A 20203-nucleotide genomic window follows, 5' to 3' on the forward strand; every position below is an offset into this window, starting at 1 on the left:
TCGCAACTGCTCCTGCGCGTTAATGTCGCATCAGAGCAACGCTATGAAAATGAATCCCCGAGCATGGTTTAGCCGCTCCCGTATGTCTACGAAAGCCCCTGAACTGGTGCCGTTTCCTGCCAACGACTCAACAAGCGAAAATAGCTTGCGCTCAGAGCTGTTTTCGACGCCTCAGATGGAACGTTACGGCCAGAAACTGGCGCATACTCATAAGTTGTCGCCGGACAAGCTGCCTTACTATCTTCTTAAACGGCTGGGGGATAATGAGGCTGCGATCACGCAAAACTGTTATGCGCTCAATGCCGGGAAAAAATCGAGCATCATGCCCGCGGGTGAGTGGCTGCTTGATAATTACTACCTGATTGAGGAACAAATCCGCATTGTCCGCCAGCATCTGCCAAAAAGCTTTGGCAAAGGCCTCCCGTCCCTGGCATCGCCTCACCACTGCCCGCGCATTTACGATATCGCATCTGAAGCTATTGCCCACGGAGACGGGCGCTGGGACGTGGCCAGCCTGACCAGTTATATTGCGGCCTATCAGCAGGTGACGCCGCTGACGTTAGGCGAGGTCTGGGCGCTACCGGGCATGCTGCGTCTGTCTCTAATCGAAAATCTGCGTCGCGTCAGTATGGAAGTAGTAAAAGCCCAGCAAGAGCGCAGCCTGGCAGATACATGGATTACGCGGATTTTCGAATGTGCCGAGAATACTCCGGCAGACTTAATCATGGTGGTCGCCGACATGGCGCGCGCGCGGCCGCCGCTGAGCAGTGCGTTTGTCGCAGAACTGGTACGCCGCCTGCAGGGGCGCGGCAATGCGCTGGCACTGCCGCTGACCTGGGTGGACCAGCGTCTTGCTGAACAGGGCGTGACAACCGAGGTTCTCATTCACCGCTTCAATCAACAGCTTGCGGCCAGCCAGCTTTCCGTCAGCAACAGCATCGCGGGCTTGCGTTTGCTGAGCGAAACGAACTGGGCTGATTTCGCCGAGGCAATCAGCGTCGTAGAACAGACATTGCGTCTCGATCCTGCCGGCACCTATTCCCGTATGCACTTTGATACCCGGGATCATTACCGCCACGTCATCGAGATCCTGGCCAGAGACAGTCGTTTCAGCGAGTCAGAGGTAGCCAGCCGGGTACTGGCGCTTTCTGTGGAAAATGCGCCCGGCACGCCGGGGCATCATATTGGTTATTATCTGGCCGGTGGAGGCCGCGAGCTGCTGGAAGTGCAGCTTTCCGCAGATACCTCAGGGCTGATACGCCTGCGGCATAGTTTCAACAAAATCCCCTTGTTGTCATGGCTTGGCAGCCTGAGCCTGCTGACGACAGCGGTGACGGCCGGAATTTTGCACGAAACCGCGCAGCAGGGAATGGGCTGGATGCTGATACTTTTGGCGTTGCCGCTTATTTTGGCGGTCAGTCAGTTAATGAACGATTTGTTGAGCGAAGCGACCACCCGCTTTCGAATACCCAGACCGCTGCCGCGAATGGATTTTTCCGCTGGAATTCCGGCGGATTGCGCGACCCTGGTAGTGGTCCCTTGTATGCTGACAAGTCACGAAAGCATCAGCAAGCTCCTCACCAGCCTGGAAGTGTGCTGGCTGGGTAATCAGAACGAAAACCTCCGCTTCGCCCTTCTTACCGATTTTGCCGATTCCGCCGTTGAAAAACCGCCAGAAAACAGCGGTCTGCTCAGACAGGCCATCGCGGAAACAGAGGATCTTAACCGCCGCTATCCAGCCAGCCGCCCACGCTTTTATCTTCTGCACCGACAGCCAGAATGGGCCCCCACGCAGGAAAAATGGATGGGTTATGAACGCAAACGGGGAAAGCTGGCGTTGCTGAACAACTGGTTGCGCCATCCCGCGGCGCAATTTTCCAGCGTCGCAGATGCGCCAGCGCATCTGTTGCCGGGTCATATTAAATATGTCATCACCCTGGACAGCGATACGGTGTTACCGCGCGACACGGCGCATAAGCTGGTCGCGACAATGGCGCATCCGCTCAACCTGCCAGAGTATGATCCGCTACGGCAGAGGGTCGTCAAAGGGTACGGCATTTTACAGCCCGGGCTGGCGGAGGAAATGCCGCGCAACGGACAGGGACGCTATGCCGCCATGCGCAGCAGCGTGCCGGGTAATAATCCCTATTCGATGATGTCTTCAGATATCTATCAGGATCTCTTCGGCGAAGGATCGTTCGTTGGTAAGGGCATTTATGACGTCGATATCTTTGTCCTGGCCACCGCCAACGCCTGCCCGGAAAATCTGGTCCTCAGCCATGATTTACTCGAAGGGTGCTACGCTCGCTCCGGGCTACTCAGTGAAGTTTTACTCTACGAGCAGTACCCGAACAACTATCTGTCAGACGTTGCCCGCCGCACGCGCTGGATCCGTGGCGACTGGCAGCTGCTTAACTGGCTCAGCCCGTACGTCAGAAAGGCGGATGGAACCCGGGATAAAAATCCGCTATCGGCGCTTTCCTGCTGGAAGTTATTCGACAATTTACGCCGCAGCCTGGTCAGCCCGTCTTTGCTGGCGCTTCTTTTTTGCTCCCTGCTGCTGGTCCCCAACCCGCTTTATTGGCTTGGCGCGCTGGCGCTGGTGTGGTTATTGCCTTCAGCGCTGAGCATCAGCCACGACCTTCTGCATAAACCTCTTCGTCGCCCTTTGCGGCTGCATATTCCACTCGTCGCGGCCGGGGCGCTGAAACGGTTTTCCCGTATCGGGCTCAATTTTGCGATACTGCCGCATGAGGCCGGATACTCATTGTACGCCATTGCCGTGACGCTCTGGCGTCTTGGCGTCAGTCAGCGCAATCTCATCCAGTGGACCAGCCACAGCCCCGACGGCCATCAGCCCGGCGTTTCGGTGATTCGTTTTTATCGGGCGATGTGGCTGAATGTTGTCGCCGGGGCGGCATTGACGATGATGACTTTTCATTTTTCCCCACGGCTTCTGACTATCGCTCTGCCCGTCGGCGTTCTATGGTGTCTGGCCCCCCTGCTGCTGAGCTGGCTAAGCCGCCAGCCTGAACGTAAGGCGATTTCGCTGAACCAGGAACAGAAGCAGCTGCTGCGTCAGACGAGTCGCGAAATCTGGGCCTTCTTTGAAACCTTTGCCACGGCAAAAGAGAACTGGCTTCCACCGGACAATTACCAGGAAATACCGCAGCCAACCATCGCACATCGCACCTCCCCCACCAATATCGGACTTTCCCTGATGGCCAATCTGACCGCCTGGGATTTTGGCTACCTGCCCGGGGGAGAGGTTTTACAGCGCGTGACGATGACTCTCGACTCAATGGATAAAATGGAACACTTCCGGGGCCATCTCTTTAACTGGTATGACACCCGCACGCTTGCGCCCCTCAGCCCACGCTATGTTTCGAGCGTTGACAGCGGCAATATGGCCGGCCATTTACTGACATTGCGCGAAGGCCTGTCCGCCATGCGTCATCAGCCGGTTTTGAACAGCGAGCAGATCCTGGCCGGGCTGAACGATACGATAATCATTCTGGAAAAACACTGGGGTCAGAACGCGCCAACCGGTCTGCGACTGCTGCGCAAGCACTGCCTGAACGCAGCGTCGCTGCCTCCGGCGCAGCTGTTCAGCGAACTTAAAAAAATGCGCGCCCAGTGTAACCATCTGACGACGCAGTGCGCTCAGGAGAGCAGCCTTGTGGTGCGCTGGACAGGACACCTTGAGCATCAGCTGGTGCAGCTTTGCCATGAATGGTCGCATTTGCTTGGCTGGATACCTCAGACGTATAGCGAACAGATGCTGCCGACATTGAGCTGGCTTGCCGGCGCGAGCTATTGCGGCGAAGGAACGCCTCCGGCATCGGCTACGGCGCTGGCCCGCATGCGGCTGAAGATTATCACTGAACTTGAACAGCGGCTGAACGATCATGCGAGAATGGATTTTGCTTTTCTGTACAGCGAGGCGACCAGCCTGCTCAGCGTCGGCTACAACTGTGATACGAACACACCCGATAAAAGCCATTACGATCTTCTGCCGTCTGAAATCCGTCTGACCAGTTTTCTCGCCATCGCGACTAACCAGCTGCCGTTAAAAAGCTGGTATGCCCTGGGACGGTTGTTCACCACCATTGACCATGAAACCGCGCTGATGTCGTGGAGCGGTTCGATGTTTGAATACCTGATGCCGAACCTGGTGATGCCCACCTGGCCCGGTAGCCTTCTCGATGAAATGAGCCAGTCCGCGGTTAAGCGTCAGATACGCTGGGGCAAAGAGCGTGGGGTGCCGTGGGGGGTATCGGAGTCCGGTTATCATGCTTTTGACGTTCAGCACAATTATCAGTATCAGGCATTTGGCGTACCGGGTCTCGGTCTGCGGCGAGGACTTGCTGACGATATGGTCATCGCCCCGTATGCGACACTGCTGGCGCTAACGATCTCTCCGCAGAAAGCCTGCGAGAATCTGCTCAGCCTGGAAAAAAACGGCGCGCGCGGCGAATACGGTTTTTATGAAGCGCTGGACTATACTCCCTCCCGCCTCGCAACCGGGCAGCTATATGCCGTCGTGCAGTCCTGGATGGCGCACCATCAGGGGATGGCATTTCAGGCGCTGGCTCACGTGCTGCTTAACGCCCCGATGACGGAGCGATTCATGTCCAGTACCGTCTTCCGCTCGGCGAGCCTGCTGTTACAGGAGCGCGTGCCGGATGCGGTCGATCTCTACAGCCCGCGCCGTCATTTCGAATCCCATGAAGGAAGGGTCAAACCCGTTCGCTACGAACCGCGTATTTTTACCGGAGCAGATACGCCGGTGCCTGAAGTTCAGCTGTTGTCCAACAGCCATTACCATCTGATGTTAACCCCCGGTGGCGGTGGCTATAGCCGCTGGAACAATATTGCCCTCACGCGCTGGAGCAGCGATACGACCCGGGATAACTGGGGAGCATTCTGCTATATCCGCGATTCGCAAACGGGCGAAGTCTGGAGCAATACCTGGCATCCCACCGGCAAAGACGCCGATAACGGCGACGAGGCGATCTTTACCGATGCCGGCGCTGAATACAGGCGTACTTTCGGATCGCTGAGTGTCAGAACCCAGATTGTGGTCTCCCCGGAAGATGATATTGAACTACGGCGGCTCACGCTGGTACACAGGGGGCGAATGCCGCGCGACCTTGAACTGACAACCTATTCCGAAGTGGTGCTGGCGTCCGACGCCAGCGATCGGGCCCATCCGGCATTCAGCAATTTATTCATCCAGACCGAGATTAACCCCGATCGTGACGCGATCCTGTGCCATCGCCGCCCGCGTTCGCTGGACGAACAGAACCCGTGCATGTTTCACATGGTGGTCGTGCATGGCAATAACAGTAAGAGCATCTCGTTTGAAACCGACAGGGCAGCATTTATTGGCCGCGGCAGAACCCCTTCAAATGCGCTGACAAGCGTAAAAAAAGGACCGCTCAGCAATACCTCGGGGGCCGTTCTTGATCCGATACTGGCGATTCGCCACGCTATCACGCTACTGCCGGGACAGCCCGTCACTATCGATATCGTTTACGGTATCAGCGAAAGCCGCCAGCACAGCCTGGCGTTGCTTGAAAAATACAGAGATCACCCCATCGCTGACCGCATCTTTGAACTGGCCTGGTCCCACAGTCTGGTGGTGTTACGCCAGATGAACGCCAGTGAAGATGATGCCACGCTGTTTAACCGTCTCGCCAGCGCGGTGCTTTACCCCTGTCACGAGCTGCGCGCCGACGGCCAGATTATCAGCCGTAACCGGCGAGGTCAGTCCGGCCTGTGGGGCTGGGCGATTTCAGGCGATCTGCCGATAGTGCTGTTCAGTATCACCAGCGAAGAGGGTATCGCCTCGGTAACAACACTTATTCAGGCGCACCGATACTGGCGCCAGAAAGGGCTGGAGGTCGATTTGGTGATCCTCAATGAGAGCCCCGGCGGCTACCAGCAGGCGCTGCAAAACCAGATTATGGATTTGATTTATGCCAGGTCGGGAGCCAGCCTGCTGGATAAATCAGGCGGGATTTTTGTCCGTAATGGCGAGCATCTCTCCGCCGAGGATAAGCAGCTTCTGATGAGCGTCGCCTGCCTGTACCTTGATGATCGAGCCGGCGGGCTAAGTGAACAGCTTAACCAGCGCATTCATACCCTAAAACCCCAGGCCAGGTTGCTAATTCCGCACCCTGCAGCAGAGGGCAATCGACATACCGACTGGACGCCTGATACCCATCAGCTGCGCCATTTCAATGGGCTCGGCGGCTTTTCTCAGGATGGTCGGGAGTATCAGATTGTCCTCAGGGAAAACGAGCCGACGCCAGCCCCGTGGTCAAATGTGCTGGCAAACGCCGATTTTGGCAGCGTTATCTCAGAGGCGGGACAGGCCTACAGCTGGTATGAAAATGCCCATGAATACCGCTTAACGCCCTGGGAAAACGATCCGGTGAGCGACCGCAGTGGTGAAGCCTTCTATCTGCGTGATGAAGAGAGCGGTGCGTGCTGGTCGCCGACGATACTGCCGGTGCGCGGCCACGGCGACTATTTGACCCGTCATGGTTTTGGCTACAGCGTGTTTGCCCACCGGGAGAGCGGGATAGACAGTGAGTTGACGATACTGGTCGCCGAACAGGCACCGGTTAAACTGGCGATCCTGACGCTCAGTAATAATTCGGGACGAACGCGTAAACTGTCCGTCACCGGCTATGCGGAGTGGACGCTTGGGGATTTACGAACCCGTTCGGCCTCCCATATCGTTACGTATCCAGTCAACATTTCTGGCGGTTGCGGGGTGATGGCCAACAACTTTTACGGCGCTAACGGCGGCGAGCGCACGGCATTTTTTGCCGTCAGCGGCTCCTACTGCTCGCTGACGGGCGACCGCCGCGAGTTTATTGGCCGAAACGGTTCATTGCAAAATCCGGACGCCATGAAGCTGCGTAGGCTCTCGGGGAAAACGGGGGCCGCGCTGGATCCCTGCGCAGCAGTACAATCCGCGGCCACGCTAATTGATGGCGACCAGAGAACGTTTATTTTTGTCCTTGGCGTGGATGAAAATCATAACCGGGCTCAGGAGACCCTGGCCCGCTATCTGAATGAGGATAACGTCCGCCAGGAGCTGAACAACGTTCACCGCTATTGGCATCACGTACTCGATAAAATGGTGGTCAATACCCCGGACACCTCCGTGAACTTACTGGTCAACGGGTGGCTGCTGTACCAGACGATGGCCAGTCGCCTTATGGCGCGTAGCGGTTACTATCAGTCCGGCGGCGCATTTGGTTTTCGCGATCAGCTGCAGGATACGCTGGCGCTCAGTCACGCCGCCCCGGAAAGGATGCGCGAACAGATAGTGCTGTGCGCAACACGGCAGTTTGTTGAGGGAGACGTGCAACACTGGTGGCACCCTCCTCACGGTAACGGCGTGCGTACACGCTGTTCGGATGACTATCTCTGGCTCCCGCTCGCAGTCTGTCACTATGTCGAAACGATCGGGGACACGGAAATACTGGAATTGAATATTCCTTATCTGCAAGGTCGCCCGCTCCATCCGGGTGAAGAGTCCGTCTACGACACGCCGGTCATCAGCAGCACCGAAGAGACGCTATGGTTACACTGCGTCAAAGCTATTCAGCATGGATTACGCTTCGGGCAGCACGGTCTCCCGCTGATGGGGGCCGGCGACTGGAATGACGGGATGAACCAGGTGGGCATTGAGGGAAAAGGTGAAAGCGTCTGGCTGGGCTTCTTCCTGTACGATATTTTACAACGCTTCGCTTCGCTTGCCGATCGGCGACAGGATGCCAGCGTCGCTTCAATGTGTCGTTCAGAGGCGCTGCGCCTGCAAAAAAATCTCGAAACCTCGGCATGGGACGGTGAATGGTACCGGCGAGGATATTTTGACGATGGTACTCCCCTGGGCTCAAAAGCGTCGCAGGACTGTCGAATTGATGCGATTGCGCAAAGCTGGTCGGTACTGTCCGGGGTCGCCAGCGAGGCGCGTAGCGTCATGGCGATGCAGGCGCTGGATAAGCATCTGGTGGATAACGAGGCCGGGCTAATCAAACTGTTAACGCCACCTTTCGATGGACACGGGCTGAATCCGGGATATATCCAGGGCTATCTGCCAGGAGTGCGGGAAAACGGGGGGCAGTATACTCATGGCGCCATCTGGGCGGTGATGGCGTTTGCCCGGATGGGGAATGCAGAACGCGCGTGGCAGCTGTGGTCAATGATCAACCCGATAAACCACACGCTGGATGCCGGTGGAGTGGAAAGATATAAAGCGGAGCCCTACGTCATGAGCGCTGATGTGTACAGCGTCGCGCCACATACGGGTCGTGCCGGATGGAGCTGGTATACCGGTTCCGCAGGCTGGGCATACCGTTTGTTGGCAGAGGAGCTGCTGGGGATAAAACGTTGCGGTACTTCCCTTACCGTTCATTCTCTGTTGCCGGACAACTGGCCGTCGTTTTCCATGACATATCAGTACGGCGACAGTCAGTATCACATTAGCGTTTCACGTGGCGTCGGGAAATACCAGGCCACTCTGGACGGCATCATCCTCCCCGATGACAGCATTCCGCTGATGGATGACGGACAATTCCATACCATTGATATCATTCAGAACTGACGCTGGCTTAGCGTGCGCATTAACGTCTGCCGTTAGTGCGCTGATTGTCCCGGAGAACATCAATTGCGGTCTTCATCGCGGTTTTGTCATCCCTTCTTTTTTGTTTGTCCTGCATCACCTGCAGGTACTCAAGCAACGTCCGGGTGTTAATGGGGCGGCCCTGTTTGCCGACGGCCAGCACGGCTTCACCAAGGATAATTTTCACTGGCGGCAATTGCGCCGGGTACCAGTCGAGGATGTCTTCTGATTTCATTATAAATTTCTCACGGAAGGGTATTATATCACAAATCACCCAGGTGGTCTGCGGGTCTGACTTGCTGATTTAGTAATAAATCCACATAACATTATCTAAATAATCTTGTTTAAAGGCGTATAATGAATATTACACTCCATAGAGTATCAATTTATGTCTTATACAAATGGACTCAGGCATTTTAAAGAGAGACCCGTTCACGTGGCTTGCCCGGTATGTGCCCACCGGGCCGATCAGAAAGCAGGTAAATTACGGAAAAATGCGGTTCTGGAGTGCCCCGCCTGCGGGCTATTATTCAGACCGTCAGAATGCTGGTGTATTGGAGGCTGATCGGCGGTCTCGCATTTGAAAGATACACAAATGGGAAAATGGCGACCTACCTGTTTTACTCCTGTAATGAAGGTCATGCTTATGAAAACCAGTAAAGTTGTTCTGATTGAAGGAGATATCATTGGCAGCCGTCTTTCCGGCGAAATAAATCAACCTTTCTGCATTCACAGGGTCAGATTTAGCAATGATAAATATGCGATTGTGCGGGTAGCATCAGGGCAGTGCTTCACGCCAGGGGAGATCATTGAACGGCACGGGAACGAATGGTTTTACAACCATGAAAAAATTCGCCTGCTCGGGTTTGAATACCTTGACGAAAAGGAATCCGCCAGACAATTCCATGAACATTACTGGCATATATAGAATAACCCAGAGGGATATTTTACTGATGCAAACCGAAAAGTTATAATTTCTGGCCCTGACTAAACTCTGCATTTTGGCGATTCTATTTAAATAGATGAGCATCATCAACGTTAACATACGCCGTTAAATATTAGCCCTACCGTTATTTATCCTGCGCGCCATAACATGCAGGCACATGAAAGAAAAAAGATACGAGATGTAAACGAGCCATACCCTTTTCGGCGGTATTGGCCGGCCCCTCACAGACGTAATTTCCGCTCCTCGCTCATAGCCGTCGTCATATGGCCTCGGGCCTGTCCGCTCCATGCCTGAAGCGGACGTTAATGTCAGTATCCTTAGACAGAGCCAGACGTGGAATCACTGCCTCTGATAATCAAACACTTCAAAAAAAACAATGTTATCAATAGCATAAGGGTAGTAAAGCAGAGTTAACTTTGGATATCATTTTTCATATCCGTATAAATTAATCCTACCTGACAAATATTCACCTAAATATACTTCACTGATTTTATTGAAGCCTTGCTCCGCGATTTTATCTTCTAACCAATCACTGTCTTTGTTAATAATTTCAAGCAGATCATGGTTAGCTAACCCATCTACTATAATTGGATAACGTATATTTTCATCGCCACTTTGGATAATAGTCAACTGCCCATTCTGTTCGAGAACTACGCGTTTTAGTTGCTCCACTTCATATATGCCATTTGCTCTTAATTTAAACATCAAATCATTTGCAGAAACACCATTCCTTAAACACTCTTTAACATTAACGCTGCCATTATGTACCAAAGTAATAGGCTTGCCATCAATAATTCGTTTAACGAAGCGATTATTCTCTTTTAAAAACTTAAGAACAAAAACAAGCAAAGTCCAGATAATTAACACTAGTATAAATTGTAGTACGGTTATCGATTCATTGTAAATTACGCCACCGATGATCCCGCCTAATACATAGTTTTGAACCTGATCCATTGCGGATGAGGGGGCCAGATTCCCTTTTCCCATGAGATTTATTTGAACAATCAAACACAGTATTCCCAGCCCCAACTTTATAATGATAGGTGTGTAAACAATCATTTTATTCCTCAATTTCTTATAATTTCTATTTCGGGATTTATTAACGAGACTTCTACTAACCTGTAAGTCTTTTGATCCACACTTAAGTTAATACGGTAATAGGAATCATTAATTTTAACAATGACGCCATCCGATAATTGTACTGAACTGGGAAAGATCGAGTTTACACTCACATCTTTTTCTTTTGATAACAACCTCACAAAATTAACCATTTGCGATGATTGTGAGTGTACATTTTGGCTATCTGTATAATCTGCATACTGAACACCCGAAATGAAGAGTAAAAATAAGAAGGCGATAATCGTTAAGTCCCGATATTTAGTCTGCAGGCGATGACGCATATACAGGCTAAAAACGACAATGAGGATAAACAAAGTGCTAAATATAATAATATATTTTAAATAATCATTTATATTAGACTGCATTTGTAGATAATTTATTCCATAAAACTTCATCTAGGCATAACTCCTGATTTTTTAAGACTCCCACCTTTATTATAGTGATTCATTGCCATTTTTCACGCTGATGTTACATAACAACTAATAATTATCAGCTATCATCTGAGGTCTGTCATTGATTTTTTAAGCTGAAGTATAGATAAGAAGTATAAATCATCGATGGTTTAAGTATCTGGCGAGGGCGGTAGTTGGTTCGAAAAATTCCCTGATTTCCATTAACAGCTTAATCAAAGGCGCACATGAATAATGTCTGCTGCTTGCTCAAAGCAGCCTCTTAGAGAGTTGCACACGGCGGCTTCGTGCAGCAGACATTACACACGGCGTATTGTTAAAAATTTGTGTTTATGGAGAACGATGGACGTCAGCCTGGCTCGGGGAAGAGGATGTGAATACCGGCCAGTTATGCCGGGAACACACCCCCATCCCATATGCTGCTGAGAGCTAGTAATAATGCCAGGCTGACCTGCCCGCGAATAACATAGCGGATTAAAGCCGTTATTTTATGGGGGTGATTTTCGTCACTGAGCCTGTTTGAGCTTTATCCCCGGTAGTACCATACATAGACACCAGATAAACGGCACCATCAGGCCCGGCGGTCAGGTGGTTTGGCGTATCATCCATCGGGATATTAGCGACCAGTTTACCGTCCTTGTCCAGAACAGCAACGGTTCCGCCTGCACGCGTGGCGGCGAAAACCTGCGACGTCACGGGATCCCAGGCAACAGAGACGCCCCCGGCGCCAATGTAAGTATCAGCGAGAACCTTGCCGTCCGCATCAAGAACCACGACATTGTTTGTCTCCTGGGAAGCGACGTAAAGACGGCCGGTCTCCGGATCGCGAGCGATGTCGGTTGCACCTTGCGCCTGAGGTATTTTCACCGTCGTGCTCTTGCCCGTTTTGAGATCAATCCAGCCCACCCAGGGCGTATCGCGGCTGACGCCATAGAGTTTCCCACCGGTACTGTCGAGGGCAAGATCTGTACTGTAAAACTGGTCGCGGCCGCGGTTCGTCACGAACTCCATCTGACCGATATGTTCCAGCGTTTTGGTATCATATACCTCGATAAAACCGGTCAGCGCTGCGCTGACATAAGCCCGATTGCGGGCTTCATCAATAACCACATCGCGTGGATGTGTGACCGACCCTTCCGGAAAGACTTTCACGACGGAAAGCGTTTTTGCATCATAGACGGTCACCGTCTCGGCAAGCGTGTTCGTCGTCCAGACATGATTATGGACATTATCAACACCGACGCCGAAGACACCAATTTGCTCACCCTTTTTGTCTTTAGGCAGAGTAGCCTCCGCTTCGACAGCCAGCGTTCCAGCGTTCAGCCTCATCAGGCGGCTACCATCCTTCGGGCCGCGTGCAGAGGTCACGAACAGCTTCCCGTCGGCCGAAACTGCCGACTGGTAAGCCCGCTCACCCACGGGAATTGTTTGTAGCCTGAAAGCCTCAGTGTTTTTCGGGGGAACAATTTGGGACAATTTCAACATAACCTGCGAAACGCTCGCGGGATTTTGCGTGATAACAGTGAGTGGATGAAGGCCTGTAGCGGCATCGGCCGGAACGGTTAGCGGAATAGTAAGGTTTCCCTTTTCGTCAGCGGTCAATGGTTTCGGTGTCAGGACTTCAGTGCCATTCAGCATGGTGACGGTCGTGCCCGCCTGCAGGCTCTTAATCGCTATGACAGTTTTATCTCCGGGCTTAACGGGAACGTCCCGTGACCCGGCACGGATACTGCCAGGGAACGTCGTGGTGGCAGTTGCCCATTGGCTATCGGCGTATGCCGCTGTGGCGGTTGACATCGCAATAGCGGAGGCCAACAGCACTGAACGCACTGAAATTCTTCTCATCTTATCTCCATAAATTGTATTGATGCTGCATCTCAACGCAGCCACCGGTTATACCCCATGCGCTGAGTCTTACCTTCTGCCATGAGAAATATGTCTTGTTATAAGCGCATTTAACATACCACACCGATGTAAATAGTTATCATTACTGTTTTGGGTGGTATCTTAAATGCAGGGCGTTTTATGTATAGCTTGTGAGCGAGCTGTAGATTTCCGCTTAGGGGGCGGCATTGTGCCTGAAGAGGACGTCGCGATATGTTCCGCTTTCGGCTCCGATCGGAGTGAGGTAACGTACAGGAATATTTTTACCGGACGCAATCAACATGCCTTCCATCGAAACGTTTATGACTTTCCTGTTAGCTCTTACACTTCTGGAGATCTCTCCGGGCCCAGACATGATGCTGACCATCGCGAGGGGAGTTGGTCAGGGAAGGCGTATCGCTTTGCTTACAGTCATGGGGAATGTTTTCGTTGCAGGATCTGTGCAGGTATCTTTTCTGGTTCTGGGGCTTGTAACCGTTGTTCACGCCTGGCCGGTTGCGCTGGATCTGCTGAGGTGGGTAGGTGCCGCTTACCTGATCTGGTTGGGATTTAAGATGATCGCGACATCAGGCACAGATACCCGACTGCGGAAAACAGTCAGAATTTCTGACTGGAATGCGGTCAAAGAGGGCGCGCTGAACAGCCTGACTAATCCAAAATCCCTTCTATTCATGTTTGCTTTTCTGCCCCAGTTCGTCGACCCCGCCGCCGGACCTGTCTGGCTACAGCTGCTTGTTTTAGGCGGTATACAAAAGCTGGCCGGGATTATATCTCTGGGTTCGGTCGCAATGGCGTCAGGAACGTTCGGAAACTGGTTAGGTAAACATCCTGCATTTATTAAATGGCAGGAGCGATTTACAGGTGTTGTCATGGTGGCACTTGGCGTTCGAATGCTATTTAGTGGTTCTGGTGTTGTATCGACACCTAAAAATTAAAACCCCCTCACCTGCCTGACACCGTAAGCACAACGTCGGTTTCTTACCCATAGCACGCGTCTTACGCCTCGGCCCGTACCCTTTACGCCAGGCGCAGACGTTGCTATGTATCATTGAACAAGAGCAGGTCAGTATTAAATACAGTATCAGGACAGCGAAATCTCAATAACTAAACGGTTCGCTGTACGCTCGTTTGAATGTAATGTCCTGAGGGAGTAAATTAATTTATAAATCAAAGGCATGCTTCAGAAACTGCGTGGCTGTCCTCGAACATGTGAAAACGGGTAATGAGACCATCTTCAATGCACATATCGAATACAAATTCGGTTTCAATCAACTTACCTGTTTTTTTAACGCGTGATGCAAGCTCACCGATAGCCACGACACGCTTATCTTTGATAAGTATATCTTTAATTTCAAAATGTTCTGATGAAATCTGCGTCCTGATTTGCGCATAGAATTCTGCCGCACCTTTTCTTCCGTGTTTGCGACCAATCCAGGGAACTACACGAGTATTTCCCGCAACCAGCCAGTCTACATTTTCACTAACCAGTTCAGCTATTTCATGAACATCTTCTGCCGTGGCTATACGATGAAAAAAAGCTTCCGTTACTGCCTGGGGAGTTTGAATTGTCATAACCTGTCAGTCTCAGTAATCGTAATTAAGGATCTTTAGATTAATTGATTGTCTTAAAAATCACCTTATCCTCAGGTGCTGTTCAGTGATGCAATTGAGGAGCCGTTGGCACATTACTCAGCCAGCTTCTCCTTCAAAGCAGCCCGTCATGCCAGCGTGAGCAGCGGGCTTAACGAAGATATTTTCCAGGCGCTCCCCTAATGGCGCCTGTGAAGTGGCCGGGGAAAATTCATGGTGAAAGACAGGCGTAGGATGAAACCACCACCAACCACCACGTGATTCGCCAAAGCCTTACGGGTGCGCAACTGACCGAAAGCTAAGCAGCCTGATGATCGAGCGCTATAGTCGATCAGGGCTAAACGGGACGAAAAAAAACCCGCAGAGATATGGGCGGGCTGATTCAAGAGCGTAAAATCCATTTACTGCAAATAACATCATAATAACCGGAAGTTATTATATGACGCCCGGCATAAAAATACGCCTCCCTGTTTGGGGGGGATTAAGGAGAGAACCAGCGTGCCATCGTCCATTCCGTGGATACCAAAATCGCGCAAGGCTGGTAACACATAATGCGTATATCAGTAAATCCCTCGCGAATTTCTTTTTAAAAATATCCATATTTGCCCGGACAGATTTGATAATGCCTCAGCCAACAGTGTTTCTCTATCATAATTAATGTATGCTAAGTTAAACCAGCATCTACTAAATGAGCTATTAAATATCTGGAGTTGACAATGAGACGGATACGCGCCCCTTTATATTCAGTTGTATTACTGTCCTGTTTATTTATTACTTCATGCACACACACAAAAGAGAATGAGGTGAAGAACGCACATGAAACCGTGTCAAAGGAATCCGATATAGAAAAGGGACAGCTGGATGATTTATTATCTATAAACAATGGGTTAGCCAGCCAACCAAACAGATCAAAACCGTATCGCTATTCTATACAGATACAAACCGCCATTCGGAGCAAAATAGAAAACTACGAAGTATACAAAGGGAAAGAATGTGACCTGAATATTAAACTATTTCGTGATGGCAGTGTTGAAGATGCAACCATCAATAAAGGTGACCCTGAGCTTTGTAACATGGTCCGAACCGTAGTATTAAACTCTCAGCTCCCGCCCCCGCCGGATGAAGAGACCTGGCTGAAATTCAAAAATATCAGGATGGAGTTCTTACCATAAAAAGTTAATGAATCCTCGCGGATTTGGCAGCCATCTTAGATATCTTTTCTGATGCACTCCACCCCGGTAAACGCACCGTCCCTTTCGACGGTGTTGCCAACCCCTAAGGTAAACCTTAACAAACCACCATATTGAAGGCCGGGAACACCCTTGTTTAAACACCAGCGTTTAGTTCAAAGACTTTGCATGCTGGTATATGTAAACCCTTCCCGGCTGTAGTGAAGCCACGCCGGGACGTCCAGCGATGAGAACCGCGTTTGCCCGCGCCAGAATACAGGCCCAGGCGCTACCGCGTTGAATTCATCGGCCCACCGACGGTACCAGGTGTTCACGGGATCGGTCCGGGTATGCTGTATTTCCGGGAACAGCCCGGTCTGAACGTCTGAAGACAACGGTAACGGGCAGAGCTCTCGGTGACCGCCGATAAAGTGCTTCCTCCACCGGCTATCAGCAGGCGTTGCTGAAGAATGAAAAACCCGTTCGACAAGTTCTGACTATGTGGGAACCATAAGCTGCAGCATTGGATAACGCTCCAACCATCTTTTGGCGGCAGCCCGCTGTTTAAATACGGGCAACTTTTCATCCGCAAACTGAGGCGTCGGCCTTAAACGAAGCTCGAACAAATCAGCGAGGCCATATGGGGCGATAATCTCAATAAGGCCCGTATCGCCGGTTCTGACGGCGACAGCCGTGGCCGTTTCAGGCCAGTAGCGGATAGCATTCTCCGTAGAGTGATACGGCGCATTGCCGCCATGGTGATGCATTCTGGCCTGGTTCTTCACCGACCAGTCGAACGTTGAGGTCATTTGGCTAAGCGTTGCTTCCAGATGGCGATCGTAATCAGGAGTGCAGCGCGCTGCGTCAAACCAGACAACATCAACGTCTCCGCAGACAGGCCGTTGGCCATATCCATGCAGGTGATCCCAGACCGCATCCCGCACAAATCCGGCGCCGATCCAGCCGTCGTTGAGCCTTAAGGTTTGAACGGCATAAAGAGCCTTCATCCTCCCGGGATCTTCTGACAACAATCTCTGTAACGCCTTCTGATATTCCATCGTCATCCTCAACAACACCATTATTGCAGAATATCTTAACTGCACTCTGCCGCTCGCGACATGCTTCAACGACCAGCGGCTCAAATAATGGCGGCGATGCCAGCGCTGTTCATCATATTTTCAATGCCTCACCCACGCTGCGGCAAAGATTCCACAGGCGATAGCAATTAAGGGCCGTTTAAGAACCAGCATCAGGATGGCGGTTGTCAGCAACGCCATCTGCGCGCCGCGGTCACCGGCTGCTGCTGTGGGAGCGAGAATTGCCACGAGTACGGAACCGGACATGGCCTGAATAAAGTTTTTTATTTTGCTGTTGAACGGCACAAAAGACATCACGTATACGCCGCCCCAGCGGGTAGCGAGCGTTACCAGCGCCATCGCGATGATAATAATTAAGGCACCTGCGTCCGACATCTCAATGTTCACTATTTTTACCTCCCGGCACGATCCCAACGATCCCTCCGGCCAGGGCTCCGGCAATGACGTGGCTATTTGCTGGCAACCATTTATAGGCCATCAGCGATGCGCCGGCCGCCACCGCCCAGATAATGAACGTCCGCGGGTTTCTTTCCCCCTCAAACACCATTGAGAGGAGAAAGCATCCCATCACCATATCGAGACCATAGCTTTTGGGATCGCGGATGGCGCTGGCGAAATAAAGCCCCGCCATCGTGCCGATAACCCAAAAAAACCACAGCGCCAGACCGCCGCCAAAGAGTAAACCCAGCCCCGGCGTTCCCCTGCTAAATGCCTGAATGGACATGGCCCAGTTCGCATCGGATGCGACCATCATGATCCCATAGCGCTTCGCCGGCGATAAATAACGTAACCAGGGGTACAGCGTGGCCCCCATTAAAAGATGTCTGGCATTAATCGCAAAAACGGTCGCCATAAGGGTGAATAACGGTACCTGCTCGCCCCACAGACTGAGCGTGGCGAACTGAGCATAGCCTGCGAAAACCAGCAGGCTCATCATGGTCGCCGTAAGATGGCTTAACCCTTCCTGCGACGCAGCGAGCCCAAAGGCGGCGCCAAAAACAGCCACAAATAATGAAATCGGCACCAGCTGGCGAAAACCAGAGCAAATTGATGAGCGGCTCAGCAGATATAAATCGGGGTTCTTTTTTGTCATCTCGGGCATCGTATTCTTCCGGTCGCGTAAACCTGAACTGAGAGTCACTATGCCTGCATTGCGCACTCAACAAAAACGCATAATAATTGATAATACTATTTGATTATCGAATACAAGGAACCAGCGTGCATTGTCAGGATCTGCAGATGGACTGGCTCAAATGCTTTGTCGCAGTCGTGGATGCGGGGTCGCTTTCTGCGGCGGCGCCTGAAGTTCATCGTTCCCAGTCGGCGGTCAGCATGCAGCTTAAAAAGCTTGAATCGGCTTTGGGTTGCCAGCTTTTACTGCGCGGCCCCCGGCAAAACCAGCTCACGCCTGAAGGACAAAAACTGCTGGGATATGCCCGGCGGATGCTCGATTTGCACGCTGAGACGCAGGCCGCATTTCACGGCGAGGAACTAACGGGGCGCATTCGCCTGGGCGTTCCGGATGACTATGCTGCAAAATACCTGACGCCAGCCCTCAAGAGATTTGCGCCAAACTTTGGCTCGATAGAGATCGAGTTAAGTTGCGAACAATCGACGTCGCTTATTCCTCGCGTGGAGAGCGGCGATTTAGACCTTGCGCTGGTCTCCCGGGAATATGCCAGCCAGGGGACTTTATTATTTTATGAACCGATGGTGTGGGTGGGTTCCGCGCAATTTGAGGTCTGGAGGCGCGACCCGCTACCTGTTGCGGTATATGAAAGCACAAGCATGGCAAAGCGCAGCGCTATCAACGCGTTAGCGCTACAGGGCCGGCGGTATAAAGTGGTGTACAACAGCTCCAGCCTCTCAGGCCAGATTGCGGCGGTGGAGAGCGGTCTGGCGGTCGCGGTCCTTACCCAGTGTAGCGCCCCGCCTCACCTGCAAATTTTGGGAAGGGAGCAGCTTTTGGGGCCGCTGGAGCCGATGGCCGTGGCCCTGTACCGAAGCCGGGCATCGAAAGACTCTTTGGCGGTCGGGAGTCTGTATGAGTCGCTGCTCAGGACGCTGAGAACATCGGCTGCGTACCCTTTCGCTCCCGGCAACCCTGAGCCGAGGTGACGGCCCGTCTTGTGTCATGAACGGGCGTGGTTAACGCCGTTGGTTCACCGCGCCCGGCGACAGATCCAGAGTCCCGGAATAATCGTCAGGATTGCGGAAGATCCGTACGATCTCCGCGTGTCGTCGGATGAGAGATAACGATAAATTCGACGGGAAATACGCTATCGTTTCTGGCCTGATGCTCTGAACCGGGAGGGATTTCTAACCCCTGCTGAGCGCAGATCTCGTGCCTCTTACCTGCCAGTTCCATTGTCAGCACGCCCTGAAGCACGAAGAAAAACTGTCTGGAAACGGAATGATAGTGTCGCTTTTCGTATGTGCCTGGCGGCATTTTTTCGTGAATGACCAGCATATCCTGGCGGTTTACCAGATACCAACCGTCGCAATTATCACCCCAGACATAATGCCCGGCGTTGTCTTTTGAAATCATCGCCCTGCTCCTTTTTTACGCTACCCGCATTTCAGGTAAGAGATTTACTCCGCCAGGTAGCCGCCATCAATGGGATAAACGCCTCCGGTACAGAACCCTGACTTTTCTGACAACAAGAACAGTATAAAATCCGCCACCTCCTGCATTTTAGCCATTCTCTTTACAGGATGGCTATTTGCAAACGCGCGTTGAATAGATGCCGGGAGCTCATTAATACGCGGCGTGCTGACGTATCCCGGGGCCACCGCATTTACCCGGAGGCCCTGTTCCGCAAACTCCAGCGCTGCCGTTTGGGTTAAGCCAATAACGCCGTGTTTGGCCGTGGTATAAGGTGCCAACCCTGGAATACCGACCAGCCCATTGACTGCGGATAAATTAACGATCGCACCGCCGCCGGATTTTACTATCTGCGGAATTTCATATTTCATACCGTAAAAAACGCTGCTCAAGGAGGTCGCGATCACCCTCTCCCAGTTTTCGATGGTCTGCTGCGTAATATTTTTATTATGATCGCCGGTTATACCTGCATTATTAACCGCATAATCAAGCCTGCCAAAACGGCCCACGGCTTCATCAATCATACGCTCCACCTGCGCCGGCTGCGAAACATCGCACGCGATGCCCAAGGCGGTCCGCCCGTCGGGTGACAACGATTTAGCCTTTTGCTCCGCCTGTTCGCGCGATCTGGAGACCACGATCACCTTCGCGCCCGATTTATGTAACTGCTCTGCGACCACCTCCCCGATACCGGCGGTGCTTCCGGTGATGACCGCGACTTTGTCCTGAAAATTCATGC

General features: G+C 52.2%; 17 protein-coding genes. 6 read left to right on the forward strand and 11 right to left on the reverse strand.

All coding sequences use genetic code 11. From position 1 onward, the window contains the following. Positions 1–43: 43 nt before the first annotated feature. Entirely contained in the window at positions 44–8626 is an 8583-nt protein-coding gene (locus NWP14_RS06600) for a GH36-type glycosyl hydrolase domain-containing protein (protein WP_375215016.1), read from the forward strand. Positions 8627–8645: 19 nt separating this feature from the next. Here NWP14_RS06600 and NWP14_RS06605 read toward each other — a convergent pair whose 3' ends face one another. Beyond that, positions 8646–8879 (reverse strand): hypothetical protein, encoded by a 234-nt coding sequence (locus NWP14_RS06605; RefSeq protein ID WP_095096819.1) that lies wholly within the window; start codon positions 8877–8879, stop codon positions 8646–8648. Positions 8880–9032: 153 nt separating this feature from the next. Between NWP14_RS06605 and NWP14_RS06610 the strand changes: the two genes are divergently transcribed. Both NWP14_RS06610 and NWP14_RS06615 read left to right on the forward strand, forming a co-directional pair. Then, a complete protein-coding gene (locus NWP14_RS06610) occupies positions 9033–9209 on the forward strand; it encodes a YnfU family zinc-binding protein (RefSeq protein WP_218029264.1) in 177 nt (58 codons plus the stop codon). Positions 9210–9290: 81 nt separating this feature from the next. Continuing rightward, a complete protein-coding gene (locus NWP14_RS06615; protein ID WP_095098099.1) occupies positions 9291–9572 on the forward strand; it encodes a hypothetical protein in 282 nt (93 codons plus the stop codon). A 441-nt stretch (positions 9573–10013) separates the two neighbouring features. Here NWP14_RS06615 and NWP14_RS06620 read toward each other — a convergent pair whose 3' ends face one another. The 3 genes from NWP14_RS06620 to NWP14_RS06630 form a co-directional block, all read right to left on the reverse strand. Beyond that, entirely contained in the window at positions 10014–10649 is a 636-nt protein-coding gene (locus NWP14_RS06620; protein ID WP_331835441.1) for a DUF421 domain-containing protein, read from the reverse strand. Between the two features lie 8 nt (positions 10650–10657). Continuing rightward, the gene (locus NWP14_RS06625; protein ID WP_095096813.1) at positions 10658–11104 is read right to left on the reverse strand and encodes a DUF3290 domain-containing protein; all 447 of its coding nucleotides are present in this window, start codon (positions 11102–11104) and stop codon (positions 10658–10660) included. Between the two features lie 498 nt (positions 11105–11602). Continuing rightward, positions 11603–12964: a YncE family protein gene (locus NWP14_RS06630; protein ID WP_095096810.1), complete on the reverse strand. Its 1362-nt coding sequence runs from the start codon at positions 12962–12964 to the stop codon at positions 11603–11605. A 320-nt stretch (positions 12965–13284) separates the two neighbouring features. Here NWP14_RS06630 and NWP14_RS06635 point away from each other — a divergent pair, with 320 nt between their 5' ends. Beyond that, positions 13285–13938, forward strand: coding sequence for a LysE family translocator (locus tag NWP14_RS06635; protein WP_331835444.1), 654 nt, complete (start codon positions 13285–13287; stop codon positions 13936–13938). A 232-nt stretch (positions 13939–14170) separates the two neighbouring features. On the opposite strand, the gene NWP14_RS06640 is transcribed toward NWP14_RS06635, so the two are convergent. Beyond that, complete coding sequence (locus NWP14_RS06640) at positions 14171–14575, reverse strand: nuclear transport factor 2 family protein (RefSeq protein ID WP_375215017.1); 405 nt, start codon at positions 14573–14575, stop codon at positions 14171–14173. An 821-nt stretch (positions 14576–15396) separates the two neighbouring features. Between NWP14_RS06640 and NWP14_RS06645 the strand changes: the two genes are divergently transcribed. Further along, complete coding sequence (locus NWP14_RS06645) at positions 15397–15765, forward strand: cell envelope integrity TolA C-terminal domain-containing protein (RefSeq protein ID WP_157349084.1); 369 nt, start codon at positions 15397–15399, stop codon at positions 15763–15765. A 173-nt stretch (positions 15766–15938) separates the two neighbouring features. Here the strand turns inward: NWP14_RS06645 and NWP14_RS06650 are convergent, their stop codons facing one another. The 4 genes from NWP14_RS06650 to NWP14_RS06665 form a co-directional block, all read right to left on the reverse strand. Beyond that, positions 15939–16190 carry a plasmid SOS inhibition protein A gene (locus NWP14_RS06650; RefSeq protein WP_375215104.1) on the reverse strand — a complete coding sequence of 84 codons (252 nt, stop codon included), beginning with the start codon at positions 16188–16190 and terminating at the stop codon, positions 15939–15941. A gap of 69 nt (positions 16191–16259) precedes the next feature. Continuing rightward, on the reverse strand, positions 16260–16820 hold the full coding sequence (locus tag NWP14_RS06655) for a nucleotidyltransferase family protein (RefSeq protein WP_375215018.1): 561 nt from the start codon (positions 16818–16820) through the stop codon (positions 16260–16262). A 120-nt stretch (positions 16821–16940) separates the two neighbouring features. Further along, positions 16941–17246 carry an AzlD family protein gene (locus NWP14_RS06660; RefSeq protein WP_095096799.1) on the reverse strand — a complete coding sequence of 102 codons (306 nt, stop codon included), beginning with the start codon at positions 17244–17246 and terminating at the stop codon, positions 16941–16943. After that, the gene (locus NWP14_RS06665; protein ID WP_375215019.1) at positions 17236–17961 is read right to left on the reverse strand and encodes an AzlC family ABC transporter permease; all 726 of its coding nucleotides are present in this window, start codon (positions 17959–17961) and stop codon (positions 17236–17238) included. The genes NWP14_RS06660 and NWP14_RS06665 overlap by 11 nt, the downstream gene beginning before the upstream one ends. A gap of 137 nt (positions 17962–18098) precedes the next feature. Between NWP14_RS06665 and NWP14_RS06670 the strand changes: the two genes are divergently transcribed. Next, positions 18099–18977, forward strand: a complete 879-nt coding sequence (locus NWP14_RS06670) for a LysR family transcriptional regulator (protein WP_157349082.1) — start codon at positions 18099–18101, stop codon at positions 18975–18977. A gap of 85 nt (positions 18978–19062) precedes the next feature. On the opposite strand, the gene NWP14_RS06675 is transcribed toward NWP14_RS06670, so the two are convergent. Then, positions 19063–19407, reverse strand: a complete 345-nt coding sequence (locus tag NWP14_RS06675) for a cupin domain-containing protein (protein ID WP_095096793.1) — start codon at positions 19405–19407, stop codon at positions 19063–19065. A 44-nt stretch (positions 19408–19451) separates the two neighbouring features. Next, on the reverse strand, positions 19452–20201 hold the full coding sequence (locus NWP14_RS06680) for an SDR family NAD(P)-dependent oxidoreductase (protein ID WP_095096790.1): 750 nt from the start codon (positions 20199–20201) through the stop codon (positions 19452–19454). Between the last annotated feature and the right edge of the window lie 2 nt (positions 20202–20203).

Origin of the sequence: Klebsiella sp. C349492, assembly GCF_042055345.1 — a bacterium.
Classification (GTDB): domain Bacteria; phylum Pseudomonadota; class Gammaproteobacteria; order Enterobacterales; family Enterobacteriaceae; genus Klebsiella; species Klebsiella scottii.

Coding starts and splice junctions, on each gene's coding strand:
- NWP14_RS06600 (WP_375215016.1), top strand. CDS start 44: ATGAAAATGAATCCCCGAGCATGGTTTAGCCGCTCCCGTATGTCTACG.
- NWP14_RS06620 (WP_331835441.1), bottom strand. CDS start 10,649: ATGATTGTTTACACACCTATCATTATAAAGTTGGGGCTGGGAATACTG.
- NWP14_RS06615 (WP_095098099.1), top strand. CDS start 9,291: ATGAAAACCAGTAAAGTTGTTCTGATTGAAGGAGATATCATTGGCAGC.
- NWP14_RS06670 (WP_157349082.1), top strand. CDS start 18,099: ATGGACTGGCTCAAATGCTTTGTCGCAGTCGTGGATGCGGGGTCGCTT.
- NWP14_RS06610 (WP_218029264.1), top strand. CDS start 9,033: ATGTCTTATACAAATGGACTCAGGCATTTTAAAGAGAGACCCGTTCAC.
- NWP14_RS06625 (WP_095096813.1), bottom strand. CDS start 11,104: ATGAAGTTTTATGGAATAAATTATCTACAAATGCAGTCTAATATAAAT.
- NWP14_RS06680 (WP_095096790.1), bottom strand. CDS start 20,201: ATGAATTTTCAGGACAAAGTCGCGGTCATCACCGGAAGCACCGCCGGT.
- NWP14_RS06665 (WP_375215019.1), bottom strand. CDS start 17,961: ATGCCCGAGATGACAAAAAAGAACCCCGATTTATATCTGCTGAGCCGC.
- NWP14_RS06655 (WP_375215018.1), bottom strand. CDS start 16,820: ATGGAATATCAGAAGGCGTTACAGAGATTGTTGTCAGAAGATCCCGGG.
- NWP14_RS06635 (WP_331835444.1), top strand. CDS start 13,285: ATGCCTTCCATCGAAACGTTTATGACTTTCCTGTTAGCTCTTACACTT.
- NWP14_RS06630 (WP_095096810.1), bottom strand. CDS start 12,964: ATGAGAAGAATTTCAGTGCGTTCAGTGCTGTTGGCCTCCGCTATTGCG.
- NWP14_RS06605 (WP_095096819.1), bottom strand. CDS start 8,879: ATGAAATCAGAAGACATCCTCGACTGGTACCCGGCGCAATTGCCGCCA.
- NWP14_RS06675 (WP_095096793.1), bottom strand. CDS start 19,407: ATGATTTCAAAAGACAACGCCGGGCATTATGTCTGGGGTGATAATTGC.
- NWP14_RS06640 (WP_375215017.1), bottom strand. CDS start 14,575: ATGACAATTCAAACTCCCCAGGCAGTAACGGAAGCTTTTTTTCATCGT.